13 protein-coding genes and 1 tRNA gene are annotated in these 18,119 nt (G+C 62.6%); 6 read left to right on the forward strand and 8 right to left on the reverse strand.

All coding sequences use genetic code 11. The features are described 5' to 3' along the window. Positions 1-5 precede the first annotated feature (5 nt). The 3 genes from A9762_RS25755 to A9762_RS25765 all read right to left on the reverse strand — a co-directional run bounded on the left by A9762_RS25755 (position 6) and on the right by A9762_RS25765 (position 3,713). Positions 6-1,298, reverse strand: a complete 1,293-nt coding sequence (locus A9762_RS25755) for an NCS2 family permease (RefSeq protein ID WP_069344808.1) — start codon at positions 1,296-1,298, stop codon at positions 6-8. 104 nt (positions 1,299-1,402) lie between these two features. Next, positions 1,403-2,443: a porin gene (locus A9762_RS25760; protein WP_069344809.1), complete on the reverse strand. Its 1,041-nt coding sequence runs from the start codon at positions 2,441-2,443 to the stop codon at positions 1,403-1,405. Between the two features lie 430 nt (positions 2,444-2,873). Beyond that, positions 2,874-3,713: a metal-dependent hydrolase gene (locus A9762_RS25765; RefSeq protein ID WP_069344853.1), complete on the reverse strand. Its 840-nt coding sequence runs from the start codon at positions 3,711-3,713 to the stop codon at positions 2,874-2,876. 177 nt (positions 3,714-3,890) lie between these two features. Between A9762_RS25765 and A9762_RS25770 the strand changes: the two genes are divergently transcribed. From A9762_RS25770 to A9762_RS25785, 4 genes are all read left to right on the forward strand, one after another. Then, entirely contained in the window at positions 3,891-4,496 is a 606-nt protein-coding gene (locus A9762_RS25770) for a TetR/AcrR family transcriptional regulator (RefSeq protein WP_240493717.1), read from the forward strand. A 143-nt stretch (positions 4,497-4,639) separates the two neighbouring features. Further along, on the forward strand, positions 4,640-6,247 hold the full coding sequence (locus A9762_RS25775; protein WP_069344811.1) for a Na/Pi cotransporter family protein: 1,608 nt from the start codon (positions 4,640-4,642) through the stop codon (positions 6,245-6,247). A 461-nt stretch (positions 6,248-6,708) separates the two neighbouring features. Then, on the forward strand, positions 6,709-7,911 hold the full coding sequence (locus A9762_RS25780; RefSeq protein WP_069344812.1) for an arabinose transporter: 1,203 nt from the start codon (positions 6,709-6,711) through the stop codon (positions 7,909-7,911). Positions 7,912-8,301: 390 nt separating this feature from the next. Continuing rightward, positions 8,302-9,612, forward strand: a complete 1,311-nt coding sequence (locus tag A9762_RS25785) for an MFS transporter (RefSeq protein WP_069344813.1) — start codon at positions 8,302-8,304, stop codon at positions 9,610-9,612. Between the two features lie 150 nt (positions 9,613-9,762). On the opposite strand, the gene A9762_RS25790 is transcribed toward A9762_RS25785, so the two are convergent. The 5 genes from A9762_RS25790 to A9762_RS25810 form a co-directional block, all read right to left on the reverse strand. Beyond that, positions 9,763-12,003: an NADP-dependent isocitrate dehydrogenase gene (locus A9762_RS25790; RefSeq protein WP_069344814.1), complete on the reverse strand. Its 2,241-nt coding sequence runs from the start codon at positions 12,001-12,003 to the stop codon at positions 9,763-9,765. A 564-nt stretch (positions 12,004-12,567) separates the two neighbouring features. After that, positions 12,568-12,642 (reverse strand) — tRNA-Val (locus A9762_RS25795). 266 nt (positions 12,643-12,908) lie between these two features. Further along, on the reverse strand, positions 12,909-13,649 hold the full coding sequence (gene dnaQ / locus A9762_RS25800) for a DNA polymerase III subunit epsilon (protein WP_069344815.1): 741 nt from the start codon (positions 13,647-13,649) through the stop codon (positions 12,909-12,911). 176 nt (positions 13,650-13,825) lie between these two features. Next, complete coding sequence (gene rnhA / locus A9762_RS25805; RefSeq protein ID WP_069344816.1) at positions 13,826-14,272, reverse strand: ribonuclease HI; 447 nt, start codon at positions 14,270-14,272, stop codon at positions 13,826-13,828. A gap of 11 nt (positions 14,273-14,283) precedes the next feature. After that, positions 14,284-15,144, reverse strand: a complete 861-nt coding sequence (locus A9762_RS25810; RefSeq protein WP_069344817.1) for a methyltransferase domain-containing protein — start codon at positions 15,142-15,144, stop codon at positions 14,284-14,286. A gap of 14 nt (positions 15,145-15,158) precedes the next feature. On the opposite strand from A9762_RS25810, the gene gloB reads away from it, so the two are divergent. Continuing rightward, complete coding sequence (gloB, locus tag A9762_RS25815; protein ID WP_069344818.1) at positions 15,159-15,986, forward strand: hydroxyacylglutathione hydrolase; 828 nt, start codon at positions 15,159-15,161, stop codon at positions 15,984-15,986. Between the two features lie 360 nt (positions 15,987-16,346). Beyond that, positions 16,347-18,032 carry a transglycosylase SLT domain-containing protein gene (locus tag A9762_RS25820; RefSeq protein WP_069344819.1) on the forward strand — a complete coding sequence of 562 codons (1,686 nt, stop codon included), beginning with the start codon at positions 16,347-16,349 and terminating at the stop codon, positions 18,030-18,032. The last annotated feature ends 87 nt before the right edge of the window (positions 18,033-18,119 follow it).

Genomic DNA, 18,119 nt, shown 5'->3' on the forward strand with positions numbered 1-18,119 from the left:
AACGATCAGCCCGGGAAGAAGATGTACTTCAACACGAAGAGCACTGCGATCACCCATGCTGCCGGATGCACGTCCTTCGCGCGGCCCGTGAACAACTTCAGCACGGCGTACGAGATGAAGCCGAACGCCAGACCCGTGGCGATCGAGTACGTGAACGGCATGGCCAGCGCGGTCAGTGCAGCCGGGGTGGCTTCCGTGATGTCGTCCCATTCGACGTCGAGCAGTTCGCGCAGCATCAGGCCGGCGACATACAACAGCGCCGGTGCAGCGGCGTACGCCGGGACCGAGCCTGCCAGCGGGGCGATGAACAGCGCGAGGATGAACAGCGCGGCAATCGTCAGCGCCGTGAGGCCGGTGCGGCCGCCGGCCTGCACGCCCGAAGCGCTTTCGACGTAGGCCGTGGTGCTGCTCGTGCCCAACAGCGAACCGATGAAGATGGCGATCGAATCGGCGAAGAGCGCACGGCCCAGCCCCTTGTAGTGCGTGCCTTCGAGCAGACCGGCGCGCTTGGCCACTCCCATGAGGGTGCCCGTCGCGTCGAACACTTCGACCAGCACGAACGCCAGGATCACGTGAACGAAACCGGCGTGCAGGGCACCCGGAATATCGAGTTGCAGGAACGTCGGCGCGAGGCTCGGCGGCATGGCGAACACGCCCTGGAACTGGTTCAGGCCCAGCACCATCGAGAGCACCGTCACCACCAGAATCCCGATCAGGATGGCGCCGCGAACCCGCAGCGCGTCGAGCACGGCAATCAGGAAGAAGCCGAAGATCGCCAGCAGTGCCTGCGGCGAGTGGAGGTCGCCCAGACCGATCTTGGTGGCCGGATTGGCCACGACCACGCCGGCGTTACCCAGCGCGATGATCGCGAGGAACAGGCCGATACCTGCGGCGATGGCGCATCGTAACGATTTGGGTACCCCGGCAATCAGCCAGGATCGCACCCCCGTGACCGTCAGGATGATGAACAGACAGCCGGAAATGAACACCGCCCCCAGCGCCTGTTGCCACGTGTAGCCCATCGCGCCCACGACCGTGAAGGCGAAGAAGGCGTTCAGCCCCATGCCCGGCGCCATACCGATCGGGTAGTTGGCGACGAAGGCCATCACCACCGAGCCGATGGCGGCCGCAAGACAGGTCGCCACGAACACGGCGCTCTTGTCCATGCCCGTCGTGCCGAGAATGTTGGGGTTGACGAAGATGATGTACGACATGGTCAGGAAGGTCGTGAGACCCGCCACCATTTCCGTTCGTACATTGGAGCCATGCTCCTCGAGTTTGAAGAATTTGGTCAGCAACGTGCTCTCCTTGTGGCTTTGTTATGCCATTGTCCGTGTGCAGCGGGCGCGCGCGCATTGTACTGCGCGCGAGCCCTTGCCACCGAGTTTGTGAGGCGAGTTTGTCAGAACTTCATGCGCATGCCCACCCCGAAAGTATTCCCGGCGTCGAGCCCGGAAACCTTGTCGTTCAGGTAGGCGGTGTACACATCGGTGCGCTTGGACAGGCTGTAGTCGTAGCCGACGGCCCAGGTATTGCGGCTACGGTTGTCGGCGCCCGAATTCTTCGTATAAGCATAGGACGCCATCACGTTGCCGCCGCCCAAAGGCACGGTAAAACCGAGCTGGCCGCCGTTGGACGTCAGATTGCCGCCCGTGATCGTGTTCTTGATGTACTGATACTGACCGAAGAACTTGACCACCTTGAAGTCGTACGTCAGACCCGCTTGCAGGGCCTGCTGATTACGAAAGCCGGCGATACCGGCCTGATCGTTGGGCGTCGAATCGAATTTGACCTGCTGATATGCGAGGGTGGCCGCGAGCGGGCCGTGGAAGTACATTGCCGCCGCACTCCACTTGTTCTGTCCGCCTTCGCCGGCCTTGTTGCCGAACGCGTACGAGACGCTCGCGCCGAGACCCTTGTAGTCGGGGGTGGCGTACATCACCGCGTTGTTCCAGCCGGAGTCGCCGACGATCCCCTGACCCGCGAGGCCGAGGAACGTGTGATAGACCATCGGGCTGAACGTATAGGAGTCGACGAACGGGTTGAACAGAATCGTCGAGACGAAATACGACGTGGTGAGCCGGCCCATCGTGACGGTGCCGAGCGTGTTCGATTGCAGACCGACGTAGGCGTTGCGCGAGAAGAAACTGTCGCCCGTGAAGCGGCCGTAGTTGCCGTTTTGCGGCAGGAAGAAGTCTTCCAGCGTGAAGATGGCCTTGAGGCCGTCGCCGAGATCCTCCGAGCCTTTGATCCCCCAGTACGAGGTCGACATGCCGCCGCCGCCCTGCGTCCATGCACGATCGCCGCCCGGGGCTTTGGTCGCGCCGACCCAGGCGTCGACCTGACCGTAGAGCGATACGTTCGATTGTGCGTTGGCGACGCCCGCCGCGCCGCAGACCGCGAGGGCGAGCGCGCCCCGCAGCCAACCTGCTGCCTTGCTCATGAATGTGTCTCCGTCTCGTTTTAGTTTGTGCGTGCCTCTGGATTTCTCTTTTCACCGAAGAGTGCAAGGGGCCCGCCTGAGTCATTGACACACTGACTTCGCATCGCGCGGTTATCGGTGCTGCGTTGAGGATGAGGCGTGATCATTATTATCAACAGGCGGCAAACGACATATCACGCCGCGTTGATACTCGGTATTCCGTTGTTACCGTCACACTTCGCGGGTTAACACGGGCGGTTTGCCTCTTGCGTTGCCTCGCTTGAACGACTTGCGTAGGGGGAGGGAACGGCGTTGCGCAGCAGCGATGGGAGCGATGCCGGGGCGCGTGAATGAGAGGAGATCGATGAGACGGAGGAGATGGAGGAGACGGAGGAGAGGGGTGGCGCTGGCCGTGAGAGCCAGCGCGATGACGACCGGAGATGACTGCGAATCAGCGTACGGCGCGCCAACTCGCGTTGTGGGCTTCGAGCCAGTTCTGCGCCAGCGACGGATCGCCGTGACGATTCGGATGGAACGACGGCAGCAGGTATTTGAGCATCGGCCCGGTGGTGCGCCAGATGACGCCGTCGCGCCCGAAAAACATCGTGGCGAATCCCCACCACGTTTTCGGTTTGAAGAGCGTGCCGTCGTGCCAGAGGTTGTTGATCGTCTGTGCATGACTCTCGAGGCCGAACATGAGCAGCACGTAAAGATACGTCAGCACGCGTTGCCTCTCGCTGCCGCCCAACGCCCGATACAGATCGAACGCCACGGCCTTGTGCTCGGTTTCCTCCGCGGCGTGCCAGCGCCACATCAGACGCATTTTCGGCTCCGCCTTCGCGAGCCAGCGGTCGTAACGCAATGCGCCGTCGCCGAATATGGCCGTGCAGTGTTCATACGCGGCGGTGATCGCGAGCATGTACATCGGGGAGAGCTTGCGGCGTCGCGCCCAACTGATACGTGTGGTCGCCCAGTTTTCCCAGTGATTCACCAGCCCCTGCCGGGCGAGTTGCGCGTTGTACTGGCCATGGAGATGGCGATGCGTCGCTTCCTGACCGATGAACTGCGCGATGTCGGCGCGCAACTGGTCGTAGCGCGCGTCGTCCGGCAAACGGTCCATCGTGTCGCGCACCGAGTCGATGAACGACTGCTCGCCGACGGGAAAACTCATCGACAGCGCGTTGTAGTACATGGTGCGGTACGCGTCGCCGCTGTGCCAATGGCGGTCGAAGCCGCTGGCCAGATCGACGGTCAGCTTACGTACGGTCAGGGCGGAAATGTCGTTGCTCATGATGGCGGACCTCGCTTCAAAGTGACGCTTGTGACGCCAATAGCGCCGTCTCTTGAATTTCGTCGTGAATGTGAGCATTATTCATTTTCCAGGCGTCATGCCGCAACTCGCTTCCCGCTCAGATTTTTCGCTATGTCCACACCGAAGCCACCCGCCACGCCGAATGCCGCGTCCACTATGAGAAAGCGGCCGATGCAGGCGCGCGCGCAGCACACCGTCGAGACGATTTTCGAGGCCACCGCTCAGGTTCTCGACGAAGAAGGCGAGGCGGCGCTCACGACCAATCGCATCGCCAAGAAGGCCGGCTTTTCCATCGGCACGCTGTATCAGTATTTCCCGACCAAAGAGGCGATTCTGCTGGCGATGATTGCGCGCGAGCGCCGTCGCGTGATGGACGAGCAGAACGAACGGCTCGCGCTGGCCGCTGAAGAGGGCGCCGATCCTGAGCGCGTCATCCGTGAGCGCATTCGCCTGCTGGTCGAAGCGTTTGCATCGGGCGGGCGCGTGAAGCGTTCGCTCATCAAGATGGCGTGGCAGATGGATCACCACGAGAACATCATGCAGGCGATGCGCGAGGCGGCCGAGCACATTGCGGTGGCGATGGCGCGCCGCGATGCGCCGGAGATGCGCAAACCCACGTCGGCGACGGTGTTCGTGCTCACGCGCGCCTTCATGGGCACGTTGCGCTCGGCGGTGCTCGAAGACTCGCCGTTGCTTGGCACTCCGGAATTCGAAGACGAGCTTTACCGGTTATGCTGGGGGCTGCTGCGCGCTGACGGCTGAGTGCCGGTCTTTTGAGTGCGCAACGCAGGCATTGCGCACAGTCAGAAATGACCGGACTTGCGACGGTGCTGCGGCAGGACTTACGAAGTTCGATCCACGTCCGATTTACGTCCGATCCACGTTCGTACCGGGGAACGCGTCGCATGGGTGAAATCGTCAAGGCGGTCAGTATTCTGGCAGGGGGCGTCGGCATCTTCCTCATCGGTATGGCGATGATGACCGACGGTCTCAAGCTCGCCGCAGGCCCAGCGCTGGAGCGCATTCTGGCCGGGGCGACGCGTACGCGCTGGCAGGCGTTTGCCTCAGGCGTGCTGGTCACGGCCATCACGCAAAGCTCGTCCGTCGTGACGATTGCGACCATCGGCTTCGTCAACGCCGGCCTGCTCAAACTCGGCGGGGCGCTCTGGCTGATGTTCGGCTCCAACCTCGGTTCTACCATGATGGGGTGGATCGTCGCGGTCATCGGCCTGAAGTTCAATATCGACGCTTTCGCGCTACCGATGATTGCGGTCGGTGTGGCGATGCGTCTGACAGGCGCGGGCACCCGGCGCGGCGCCATCGGCAATGCGCTCGCGGGCTTCGGCCTGCTTTTCTTCGGCATTTCGCTGCTGCAATCGGCGTTCATCGACATGGCCGGCATGATCCGTCTGCCCGATGGCGATGGTCCGCTCGATGTGCTGCTGCAAGTGGTCGTCGGCTTCGTGCTCACGTGCATCGTGCAGTCGTCGGCGGCGGCCATGGCGATTACGCTCACGGCCGCACAGAACGGTCTGCTGAGCGCGCAGGGGGCGGCGGCGGTCGTGATCGGCGCGAACGTCGGCACGACCGTCACGGCGGTGATCGCTGCCATCGGCGCCACGCCCAACGCGCGGCGCGCGTCGATGGCGCACGTCGCGTTCAACGTGGTGGCTGCGGTCGTCGCGCTACTGCTGTTGCCGTGGATGATCCGCGCCATTGCTACCGGCATGTCGTGGATGGGCTATGCCGCCGATCCCGCCATCAAGCTCGCCATCTTCCATACGACGTTCAACGTGCTCGGTGTGCTGCTGATGATTCCGCTCGCCACGCCGCTGTTGCATTGGTTACAGCGACGCTTCCGGACACGCGAAGAGGACGAAGGCGCACCGCAGTTTCTCGACGACAACGTGCTGCAAGTGCCGCAACTGGCCGTGGATGCGCTCAAGCGCGAAGTCGAGCGACTTGGGGTGATGAGCCGCCATATGGTGCGTGGCGCGCTCATGGGCACGAGTCCCGGCGTGCTGGCGCAGGCGCATGCGTCCGTGATGCGCCTGGGCAGCGTCTGTCAGTCGTTTGCCGAGCGCATGAGTCGCGTGGCAATGGAGGCGGTGGCCGCCGAACAACTGGCCGATACCTTGCGACGTTTGCGTTACTTCGAGAGCGCAGCGGAGCAGGCGGTCGCCGCCGCGGCATTGCAGGATCAGACGAGCACCGCCACCGGGCTGACGGACGTCTACAACGCGTTCGTGCGCGAGTCGACGGCATTGCTCGACCATGTGGAGAGCGACCTGTTGCCGGCCGACGGCGGGGAGTCGCTGGGCACCTATGCTTCGGCGATGGAGGCCGCCTACGGGGGGCTGAAGGCGAAGCTGCTCGCGGACGGTGCCGCCGGCTCGGTACGCATTGCCGTCATGGAAGAGGCGCTGCGTCGTTACAGCGCGCTGCGCCGAGCGTTGCAGCAGACGCTCAAGGCGAGCATCCGCCGGGCAAAAGGCACCGATCCGATCGACTGAGCCGCATGGCTGGCTCGCCGTTGCCTTGCTTCATGCGGCCGGCGTCGATGCCGTGACGCTCGCCATGCGTCGAAACGAGGACCTTGGATGACGCCGGTTTCACGCCCTGTGTACGTCTCTTGCGCAACGCAACATGCGTGGCTAGAATGGTTGCAGATTTTTGGCATCGGCAGAAAGTTCGCTGGTGTCACGTAAGCGTTCACGTGAAACAACGCATTCTCCGCGACAGCGGCCGGACGATCCGGCACGTCGGTCGAGGGGCGTGCGTTCGCCGGTGAACGACCGGGCAGCCCATTCAGCGCTGCGCCGGATTCTCTGAGCGCCACAAGCGCCGTCTCCCCGATTTGTACGTTTCGATACCGATGCCCGGTTGCGGTTGTTCGTCCGCCGGTTGGCGTCTGGTGTCCGCCATTTGTCGTTCGTTGTCCAGCGTCTCCCGGCAACCCATGGAGTCTTCTCGCATGTCGTCCTCAGCTGCATCGGCCAATCACGTGGCCACCGCGCCGCCCAACGCTACGGCGTTGCTCGTGCGCTTTTCGTTAAACGTTTTTCTCGCGTGCCTGACCATTGGCATGTCGCTCTCCGTCGTGCCGCTGTTCGTGCACAACACCTTGGGGTATCACAACGTCGTCGTCGGTTTTGCGGTGGGCGTGCAGTCACTCGCGACGGTGCTCACCCGCAAGTTTGCGGGACGCACCGCCGACCAGCTCGGCGCGCGCGTCGCACTGGTGCGTGGCTTGTCGTTCGTCGGGCTGTCCGGCGTTGCGCTGCTCGCCACGAGCTGGCTGTCGATCGCACCCGAGCCGCGTCTGGCCGTGCTGACGGTGGCGCGTCTGCTGCTCGGCGTGGGCGAAAGCCTTTGCATTACCGGCACCTTGACGTGGGCCATTGCCAGCCTCGGCGCACAACAGTCGGGCCGGGTGATGTCGTGGACAGGCGCTGCCGTTTTCGGCGGATTCGCCGTGGGCGCGCCGCTGGGACTCGCGCTGTACGGTCCGACGGCGCTGACCGGCGTGGCGATCGCGATCTGTTTGCTGCCGCTGGCGGGTTGGGCTGTCATTTCGCGGATTCCTGCGGTCGCACCGGCGCATCAGGCGGGGGGCGGGCTACCGTACTCGCAGGTGCTGCGTATCGTCTTCCTGCCGGGGCTGGCGCTCGCGATGCAGGGCGTCGGATTCGCGGTGGTCGGCGCGTTTGTGGTGTTGTACTTCGAGGCGTCGCGCTGGACGGGGGCAGCCATCGCGCTGTCGGCATTCGGTCTGGCGTTCGTGCTGATGCGACTCATCGGCGGTCGCTGGCCGGAGCGCTTCGGTAACCTGCGTGTCGCGCAAGTGTCGCTGGTGGTGGAAGCCATCGGCTTGCTGGTCGTCTGGCAAGCGCCGGTGGCGTGGTTGGCGTTGCTCGGCACGGCATTGGCCGGTGCGGGCGCGTCGCTGATTTTCCCGTCGCTGGGGATCGAAGTGGTCAAGCGTGCGCCGGCCGCGAGTCGCGGCACTAGTCTGGGCACGTATGCCGCGTTTCAGGACATCGCGATTCTGACGACCGGGCCGCTCGCCGGTGCGGTCGCCAACCCTTTCGGCTATCGCGCCGTGTTCCTGTGTGGCGCGGTGGCGGCGGTCGTGGGGGTATTCGTCGTCGTCGCCTTACGTGCACGTCGGCGCTGATCCCGTCGTCGGCGGCAGCGTCGAGCGGATTGCGCGCGTCACGGTGATGGCGGAGGGGTGCCCCTTCGCCACGCCCTGGCTTTCGTCATTCGCCCAAAGACTGAGGAAGCGTTCCAGATCGAGCGGTGTCCTATGGTTTACAATCCGCGTCGGCCTCCCAACAACAAGAGGGGATGGCAGGGTGAGAAACGTTGCGTCAAGGCTTGCGGGCCGCGCGCGACGTCCGGAGACAATGCCTCCGGACCCCGCGGGATCGATTCTCGTACGACGGGAATCGTGAGGTCTTCAGAGCGGTCGAGTCGGTAAGGCAGCGTGATCGGTGCGAGTGGTCCGGGTGCAGCGTTGCAGTCAATTCAGGCTGCCTGGCAGCCGAGGTTCGAAGTGGAGACCATGAGTACTATCGCTAGCGGTATCAAAGCCAACGCGCATACGCGCGAGATCGAGGCGCAAGCCTACGCAAAAGCGACCTGGCGTTTGTTGCCGTTCCTTTTCCTGTGTTACGTCGCGGCCTATCTGGACCGTGTGAATGTCGGCTTCGCCAAGCTGCAAATGCTGAACGACCTCCAGTTCAGCGAGACCGTGTACGGTCTGGGCGCCGGCATCTTCTTCATCGGTTACTTCTTCTTCGAAGTGCCGAGCAACATCATCATGCACAAGGTCGGTGCGCGCCGCTGGATCGCGCGCATCATGATCTCGTGGGCGGTGCTTTCGGCAGCGACGCTGCTCGTCAAGACACCCACGCAGTTCTATCTCGTGCGTTTCTTCCTCGGCGTGGCCGAAGCCGGCTTCTTCCCGGGCATCGTGCTGTATCTGACCTACTGGTTCCCGGCGCAGCGTCGCGGCCGCATGAACGCGCTGTTCATGATCGGCATTCCTATCGCCGGTGTGTTCGGCGGCCCGCTCTCGGGCTGGATTCTGGCGGCATTCAACGGCGTGGGCGGCTGGGCGGCCTGGCAATGGCTGTTCTTCATCGAAGCCATTCCGTCGGTGATTCTGGGCGTCGTGACGCTGATGTATCTGCCGAACGGCATTCGCGCCGCGAAGTGGCTGACCGAGGACGAGAAGGCGATTCTCGAACACAACATCGCGCAGGACAGCGCGGGCAAGGCGCCGCAAACGGTGGCGTCGGTGTTCTCGAACGGCCGCGTCTGGCTCATGGCCCTGATCTATTTCTGCTGCATGATGGGCCTCTACGGCATTGGTTTCTACCTGCCGACGCTCATCAAGGCCAGCGGCGTGAAGAGCGCATTGGACGTCGGTCTGCTGACCGCCATTCCCTATGCGTGCGCCGTCGTCAGCATGATCACCGTGGCGCGTAGCTCGGACCGCACGCGTGAGCGTCGCTGGCACTTCGCGGTGGTGTCGTTCGCTGGTGCCGTCGGTCTGTACCTGAGCACGGTGTGGGGCAACAATGTGCCGCTCGCCATGGTGGCGCTGTCGGTCGGTACGGCGGGCATGCTCGCGACGATGCCGGTGTTCTGGACGTACCCGAGCGCGCTGCTCGTCGGTGGCTCGGCGGCTGCGGCCATCGGCATGATCAACTCGATCGGCAACCTCGCGGGCTTCGTTAGCCCGTTCGTCATCGGCTGGCTCAAGGACGTGACGCAGAGCACCAACGCGGGCATGTACTGCGTGTCGGCGGCGCTCGCCCTGGGCGCTGTGCTGGCGCTCACGCAATCGAAGGAACAGGTCAACCGCTAACGCTAAGGGCTGACGCAAAAAACGCCGCTTCGATTGGTGTCGAAGCGGCGTTTTTATTTGCCTTTCGCAACGTGACCGACTTCCGTCTGCCTCATTGCGACCGGGCGGTCACGAAGACTGCCCGGCGATGCGGTGCGATGACCTGATGACTCAGGCCTTCGCGACGCTGGCCAGTGCAGCGTTGAACGTCTTGCTCGGACGCATGACTTGTTCGAGCTTGGCGAAGTCCGGCTTGTAGTAGCCGCCGATGTCGGTCGGCTTGCCTTGCACGTCGGTGAGTTCGCCGACGATAGCCTTCTCGTTCTCGGCCAGTTGCTTGGCGAGCGGTGCGAAGAGCTTGGCCAGTTCGGCATCGTCCTTCTGATCGGCCAGTTCCTGCGCCCAGTACATCGACAGATAGAACTGGCTGCCGCGGTTGTCCAGCTCACCGGTCTTCGGCGACGGACCCTTGTTGTTGTCGAGCAGCTTGCCCGTGGCAGCGTCGAGCGTCTTGGCGAGGATCTTGGCGCGGGCGTTGCCCGTCTTGATGCCGAGGTCTTCCAGCGAAACGGCCAGTGCCAGGAATTCACCGAGCGAGTCCCAGCGCAGGTGGTTTTCTTCCACCAGTTGCTTGACGTGCTTCGGTGCCGAGCCGCCGGCACCCGTTTCGTACATGCCGCCACCGGCCATCAGCGGCACGATCGAGAGCATCTTGGCGCTGGTGCCCAGTTCCATGATCGGGAACAGGTCGGTCAGGTAGTCGCGCAGAATGTTGCCGGTCACCGAGATGGTGTCCAGACCGCGGATCACGCGCTCCAGGGTGTAACGCATGGCGCGCACTTGCGACATGATCTGGATATCGAGACCGTTGGTGTCGTAATCTTTCAGGTACGTTTCGACCTTCTTGATCAGTTCGGCTTCGTGCGGACGGTACGGGTCGAGCCAGAACACGGCCGGCATGCCCGAGTTACGCACGCGATTGACGGCGAGCTTCACCCAGTCACGGATCGGGGCGTCCTTGACCTGGCACATACGCCAGATGTCGCCGGCTTCCACGTTCTGCGAGAGCAGCACTTCGCCCGTGGCGATGTCGACGATGTTCGCCACGCCGTCTTCGGCGATTTCGAACGTCTTGTCGTGCGAGCCGTATTCCTCAGCCTTCTGCGCCATCAGGCCGACGTTCGGCACCGTACCCATGGTGGTCGGGTCGAACGCGCCGTTCGTCTTGCAGAAGTTGATGATTTCCTGATAGATGCGGGCGAACGTGCTTTCCGGGATCACGGCCTTCGTGTCCTTCGGACGACCGTCGGCACCCCACATCTTGCCGCCGATGCGGATCATGGCCGGCATCGAGGCGTCGACGATGACGTCGTTCGGTGCGTGCAGGTTCGAGATGCCCTTGGCCGAGTCGACCATCGCCAGTTCCGGGCGGTGTTCGTGGCAGGCGTGCAGATCGCGGATGATTTCTTCGCGTTGCGTGCTCGGCAGCGATTCGATCTTCTCGTACAGGTTCACGAGACCGTTGTTGACGTTCACGCCCAGTTCGTCGAACAGCTTGCCGTGCTTCTCGAAGGCTTCCTTGTAGAAGATCTTCACGGCGTGGCCGAACACGATCGGGTGCGAGACCTTCATCATCGTGGCCTTCACGTGCAGCGAGAACATGACGCCGGTCTTGCGTGCGTCTTCCATCTGTTCTTCATAGAACTCGCACAGCGCCTTCTTGCTCATGAACATGCTGTCGATGATTTCGCCGTCGAGCAGCGAGACCTTCGGCTTGAGCACGATCGTCTTGCCGCTGTTCGTGACGAGTTCCATCTTCACGTCGCGGGCCTTGTCGATCGTCATCGACTTTTCGCCGTGGTAGAAGTCGCCATGCTTCATGTGCGCGACGTGCGTGCGCGAAGCCATGCTCCACTCGCCCATGCTGTGCGGGTGCTTCTTGGCGTAGTTCTTGACGGCCAGCGGTGCGCGGCGATCCGAGTTGCCTTCGCGCAGGACCGGGTTCACGGCCGAGCCGAGGCACTTCGAGTAGCGCTTCTGGATGGCCTTCTCTTCATCGGACTTCGGGTCTTCCGGATAGTCCGGCACCTTGTAGCCCTTCGACTGGAGTTCCTTGATGGCGCTCTGGAGCTGGAACACCGAAGCGCTGATGTTCGGCAGCTTGATGATGTTCGTGTCCGGGTCTTGGGTCAGACGGCCGAGTTCGGCGAGGTTGTCCGGCACGCGCTGTTCTTCGGTGAGGAATTCGGGGAATTCACCGAGGATACGGCCCGAGACCGAGATGTCGCTCGTCTCGACCGCAACGCCGGCCGGAGCGGCGAACGTGCGGATGATCGGCAGGAAGGAGGCGGTGGCCAGAAGCGGCGCTTCGTCGGTCAGGGTGTAGATGATGCTGGGTTGCTGCGTACTCATCGCTGGTCTCGGATTCAAGAATCAGGAAAAGGTGGGGGAACGCCGCCGACTGGGGTGACAGTCCGCTAGCCATGACTAATTTCCCCGATTGTGACACGGGTCGGGGGCAAAACTGAAATGCCTTTTCGTAATGTGAATGCTTGGGTCTTATATAAGACTGCCGTGGAAGTGCCCATAACTTCGATGAAAACCCCGCAGGGTGGGGCGGGGCTGCGGGGGATAGGGGTGCAGTCGTGGGTGTGGATGCTGGTTTTTACGATCGCTGAAAAATTTCTATAAACAAAATCTATAGAGGAGCGCGAGCGAATTTCCGATGCGAGGCTGCGTTTCGTGAACGTCGACGAATTTTTTGGAGAGGGCTGATGTGAGACGCGTGATGCTAATGCGGAAGCGTGGAGGTGCTATAGCGATCCAAGTCCGGGAAGGGGCGAGGCAAAGTATCGGCTTCGAATTCTGGAGGCGACAGGATGAGGTGATGGCGGCTGATGGTGGCGTCCGATACGCTTACTGCAAAAGCGACCGCCGAATGCAAAAAGGGCCGACGCATCGTCGGCCCTTCGAATCTGGTGGGTGGTACAGGGATTGAACCTGTGACCCCTGCCGTGTGAAGGCAGTGCTCTACCGCTGAGCTAACCACCCAAATCATTAACTAAATCAATGACTTAGTGTTGATTGCTGAAGTTCTTCTTTCGCAATCAGGAGCAGAACTTTAACTGTTTTCGTAGAAGTCTGCAACCTTTCTTTTGTTCTATTTTGCTGCCGCCGTGACGATATCTCTCGATCACTTCACGCCGTTTCTTGCGATGTCTCGCAAGCAGCAAAGACAGCGATTATAGGGGCGTTTTCTTCGTTTGGGAAGCGCTTCGTGCGATTTTTTCGCAACGTCGTTCGTATCCTTCCGAGAATCACGCAGCGGGTGCTGCTTCTCCTTCCGGCGGCGCAGGTTCCTTGCGCCACACGCACGTCCCCTTCATGCCTTTGTCGATGCCGTTGAGTACGCCGTCGTGCTGCTCGATTTCTTCCGTCGCCGCGAGGATCACCGGCAGATCGAACTGGCGCAGCGAAATCTTCTCGCGCGGCACGCCGTCGTTGCTCTCGTCACTTTCGCCTTCATCGATGACGAGGCTTTCCTGACCGCGCGTCATCGCAAGATAGACGTCCGCGAGCAGTTCCGCGTCGAGCAATGCGCCGTGCAATGTCCGATGCGCGTTATTCACGCCAAGGCGTTCGCACAACGCGTCGAGCGAGTTGCGTCGCCCCGGGAACATTTCGCGCGCACGCATCAGCGTATCGATCAGGCCGGAACAGTGCTGCATGAACGGCGGCCAGCCGAGGCGGCCGAACTCCATATCCAGGAAGCCCAGGTCGAACGCCGCGTTGTGGATGATGATTTCCGCGTCGCGGCAGTACTCGCGCAACTGTTCGGCAATCTCGGCGAACTTGGGTTTGTCGGAGAGGAATTCGGTCGTCAGGCCGTGCACCGCCAGTGCGCCCGGATCGCTGTCGCGCTCGGGGTTGATGTAGAAGTGCAGGTTGTTGCCGGTCAGGCGGCGATTGACCAGTTCGACGCAACCGATTTCCAGCAGACGGTCACCCGTTTTCGCATTCAGGCCGGTGGTTTCGGTATCGAGGATCAGTTGTCGCATGATGTTCGGTCAGATGTCGTGGCTTTCGGAATTTGCGCGCTGCGGGCCACGGGCCTCACGCAGTGCGCGGATCGTGCTGATGTTGATGCAAGCGCATATGGCGGGCGAGGGTGCGCCAACCGTCGCTATTGATATTGCGTCGTCAGGCGCTGACTGCCCTTTGTGCCCCCGCTAGGCTAGCCGCGTCGCAGGCTCTCGACGCCGCGATTGGCCAACTGGTCGGCGGCTTCGTTGCCCTCGTGACCCGCGTGGCCTTTCACCCAGCGCCAGTCGATGTCGTGCTTTTGCGAGACGGCGTCCAGCGTCTGCCAGAGGTCCGCATTCTTCACCGGCTCCTTGGCGGCCGTCTTCCAGCCACGCGCCTTCCAGCCATGGATCCACTCGCTGATGCCCTTCTGAACATATTGCGAGTCGGTGTGCAGCACGACATGACAGGGCTTGTTCAGGGCTTCGAGCGCGCGAATGACGGCCAGCAGCTCCATGCGGTTGTTCGTGGTGTTGGGCTCGCCCCCGAACATTTCCTTGCGGTGTTTGCCCGCGACGAGCAGGGCGCCCCAGCCGCCGGGGCCGGGATTGCCTTTGCAGGCTCCGTCGGTATAAATCTCAACTTGCGGCAAGGTCATCTCTCAAACAATCAATCGGACGCGTCGGTCGCTTCTGCCATCTGGCGGTGCGTAGTATTCGGTGTGGCCACCGGTGCCGCCGCCGGCTGGAGGCCGAGTATACGCTTGCGGACTTTGCCGACCAAGCGCGTGCCCTTGACGCGCTTGACCGCGCGCACCGCGTAAAGGGCGCCGAAGATCGGCCACCAGCGATCGCCTGCGGGCTCCATGAACTCGAAGCGTTGCAGCCAGTGCTCGCCGCGCAACGGTGGTCGATAGCAGCCGAAGCGGCCGCGATCGATGTCGAACGACAGTAGCTTGAGCCAGTCTTTCAGACGCGTGAAAGCGATCAGGTCGGCACCCGGCGGCAGGAACGGCGCCCCCGCGAGCCGGCCCAGTTCCTCGCGGGCGCCCCACAGACTCAGATTGTTGAATCCGGTGATGATCACTTGCCCTTCCGGCACGAGAATGCGCTCGACCTCACGCAGAATGTCGTGCGGGTTCTCGGCAAATTCGAGCACGTGCGGCAGCACCACCAGATCGGTGCTGGCCGTGGCGATCGGCAGTTCGTCGAAACGGCTCACGAGGATGTCGCGCGCCACCATGTCGACGGTGCCTGCGTCGGCCGACGGCACGCCGCTGGTCGTATCGCTGGCCGCTTTGGTCATGAGCACAGGGGCTTCCGGGCCACGCGCGGCGGGAAGGATGAGGCCCCGGTAAGGCATGCGGTTTTCGCGCAGCGTATCTAGCTCGGGACGGCCCAGCTGCAACGCGTGATAGCCGAACAGATCCCCGACCCATTGGTCGAAGAGGGCCTGTTCCCATGCGAGCGCGTAGCGGCCTGGCGGTGAGACGAGCCAGACGGGCCAGTCTATAATCGGACGTTCTGACATGGTGGCGAGTATATATGGATGCGCACGCAGATGCGGTGAGTAAGCAGTCGGCCGAAACACTGACCGTCTTTCCCGTCCCCGCGTTCCAGGACAATTATCTCTGGGTGATCGATAACGGCAAAGATGCCGTCGTGGTCGACCCGGGCGACGCGGCACCGGTGCTCGCCTATCTTGAGTCGCGCGGCCTCACGCTGCGCGCCATCCTCGTCACGCACAAGCATCCCGATCACATCGGCGGCGTCGACACGTTGCTCGAACGCTTCGACGTGCCGGTCCACGGTCCCGCGCACGAAGCGATCGCTTGCGTCGACCATCCGCACAATGGCGGCGAGACGGTACACATCGACGCGCCGGCCATGGCGCTTCAGGTGATCGACGTTCCCGGACACACGGCCGGTCACATCGCCTACTTCCTCGGTGCGGGCGCAGCGGGCGCGCCGCGCCTGTTCTGCGGCGACACCCTGTTCTCGTGCGGATGCGGCCGTCTGTTCGAAGGCACCCCTGCGCAGATGCTCGCCTCGCTCGATACCCTCGCTGCGCTGCCGCCGGCCACGCGGGTGCATTGCGCCCACGAATACACGTTGTCGAACATTCGCTTCGCGCTTGCCGTCGACCCGGATAACCCGGCGCTCAACGCCTGGCATCAGGAAGCGAGCGCGTTGCGTGCTGCCGGACGCCCCACGTTGCCCACCACGCTCGCGCAGGAACGTGTGACGAATCCCTTCCTGCGCAGCGACGCGCCGGCAGTGATTGCCGCCGCCGAGGCGCATGCCGGAAGGACGTCGCTTTCGCGCGAGGGCGTTTTCGCCGCCGTGCGCGGCTGGAAAGATACCTTCCGATAAATTCGGCACTAGCCGTGAGCACGTCACGCTGTCAACAGCATGGCGTGCGATGGACCTTGTCGCCCGGCGGACGTTGACAGTTTTATCACCACCTGCTCCGCCCTGATGCCTCGCCTCCGATGTGAAGTTTCGGTGTCATATCGATGGCATCGTATACGGAGAGCGTGGCGTAAAGCGCGTCAAAAACGCGTGTCGCTCCAACCACATTTTGTGAATTCTCCCTCGGGGATAACCCCTATTTTTAGGGCGTTTTGGCGTAAATTTTGCAAAAAAATTAGGCAGAATGGTTGACGCATCTGAAGGGTTTCCTTACCATCCTTGCCAATTTCATGAAGATGTAACCCAAATCGAGCCCGATCAATGCGACTTATCGTTAGCTTGCTCCTGACGCTGCTATTGGCAGCGTGTGCCAGCACAGCGCCGACCACAGGTGCATCGAATTCTTCTCCCGATGCGCAGAGCAAGTCGCCTGTCGCTTCGACCGCAAAAGGCAAGCAGCGCGTCTCCAGCGACCAGCCCATCGACCTCGACAACGACTCGATCAACGATCTGGCTTACGGCAGCGACGACGCCGATCTCTGGTCGCGCATCCGCCACGGTTTCTCCATCCCTGACCTCGACACCGACCTCGCACAGGATCGCACGCAGTGGTACGCGCAGCGTCCCGAGTATGTCGAGCGGATGATCCAGCGTTCCGAGAAGTATCTGTTCCATATCGTCGAAGAGCTTGAGCGCCGTCATATGCCGACGGAACTCGCACTGCTGCCGTTCGTGGAAAGCGCGTACAACCCGCAAGCGCTCTCCACGGCCAAGGCGGCCGGCATGTGGCAGTTCATCCCGAGCACGGGCAAGACGTACAACCTCAAGCAGAACATGTTCCAGGACGAGCGCCGCGACGTGCTCGCCTCGACGACCGCCGCCCTCGATTACCTCTCGAAGCTGTATGCGATGTTTGGCGACTGGCATCTCGCGCTGGCCGCTTATAACTGGGGCGAGGGCAACGTGCAGCGCGCCATCGACCGTAATCAGGCGCAGGGGCTGCCGACCGATTACCTGAGCCTGCGTATGCCGACCGAAACCCGGTATTACGTGCCGAAGCTTCAGGCCATCAAGAACATCATTGCGCATCCGGACATTTACAGCGTCAAGTTGCCGGAGATTCCGAACCACCCGTACTTCGTTAGCGTGACCACGAAGCGCGATATCGACGTGGCGCTGGCTGCCAAGCTGGCCGATCTGCCGCTCGACGAATTCCGCGCACTGAACCCGTCGTTCCGCAAGCCCGTGATTCTGGGCGCTGCGCAAACGCAGATTCTGCTGCCGTTTGACAGCGCCGAAGTGTTCCAGCGCCGTCTGAAGAGCTACGACAAGCCGCTGTCGAGCTGGACGACGTACACGTCGGCATCGCGTGAGCGTCCGGAAGACGTGGCGCGCAAGCTCGGTGTGGATGCTGCCGTCATTCGCTCGGTCAACAACATCGCACCGCGCATGCGCCTGAAGGCGGGCTCGACGCTGCTCGTGCCGCGCTCGGACGACATCGATCAGGACATCAGCGCGTCGGTCGCGACGAACGCCGTGCTGGCGCTGGAACCGGATCTGCCCGATACCCGCAAGGTGATGGTGCGTGCGCGCAAGCACGACACGCTCGCCGGTGTGGCGTCGCGTAGCGGTGTGAGCGTCGCCCAGATCAAGAGCTGGAACCGTCTGCGTCGCGATACGCTGACGTCGGGCCAACTGCTCGTGCTGCATGTGCCGGTCAAGGATGCCTCGCGCGTGCTGGCCGCCTCGGCGCCGGAACCGGTGGCGGCCAAGGATGACGATGACGCACCGCGCACGCGTATGGTGCGCGGCAAGAACGGCAAGATGATTCGGGTGGTCGACCATCGCCCGGCCGCCAGCCCGGCCAAGTCGACCAAGGCGGTCGCGAGCAAGTCGGCACCCGCCGCCAAGGTCGCTGCAAAGGCCCCGGCCAAGGCGCCCGCGAAGACGGTTGCCAAGGCGGCCGCGAAGCCGGCCACGAAGGTCACCAAGACGGCACAGCGGTAAGCGACGCGCTCGCGACGCCCGGTCGCCGCAGTTCCCCAAAACGCCCGTGAGGTCAGTCCTCACGGGCGTTTTGCTTTTTGGGATGCG

Source organism: Pandoraea sp. ISTKB (genome assembly GCF_001721285.1).
GTDB classification, from domain to species: Bacteria; Pseudomonadota; Gammaproteobacteria; order Burkholderiales; family Burkholderiaceae; genus Pandoraea; species Pandoraea capi.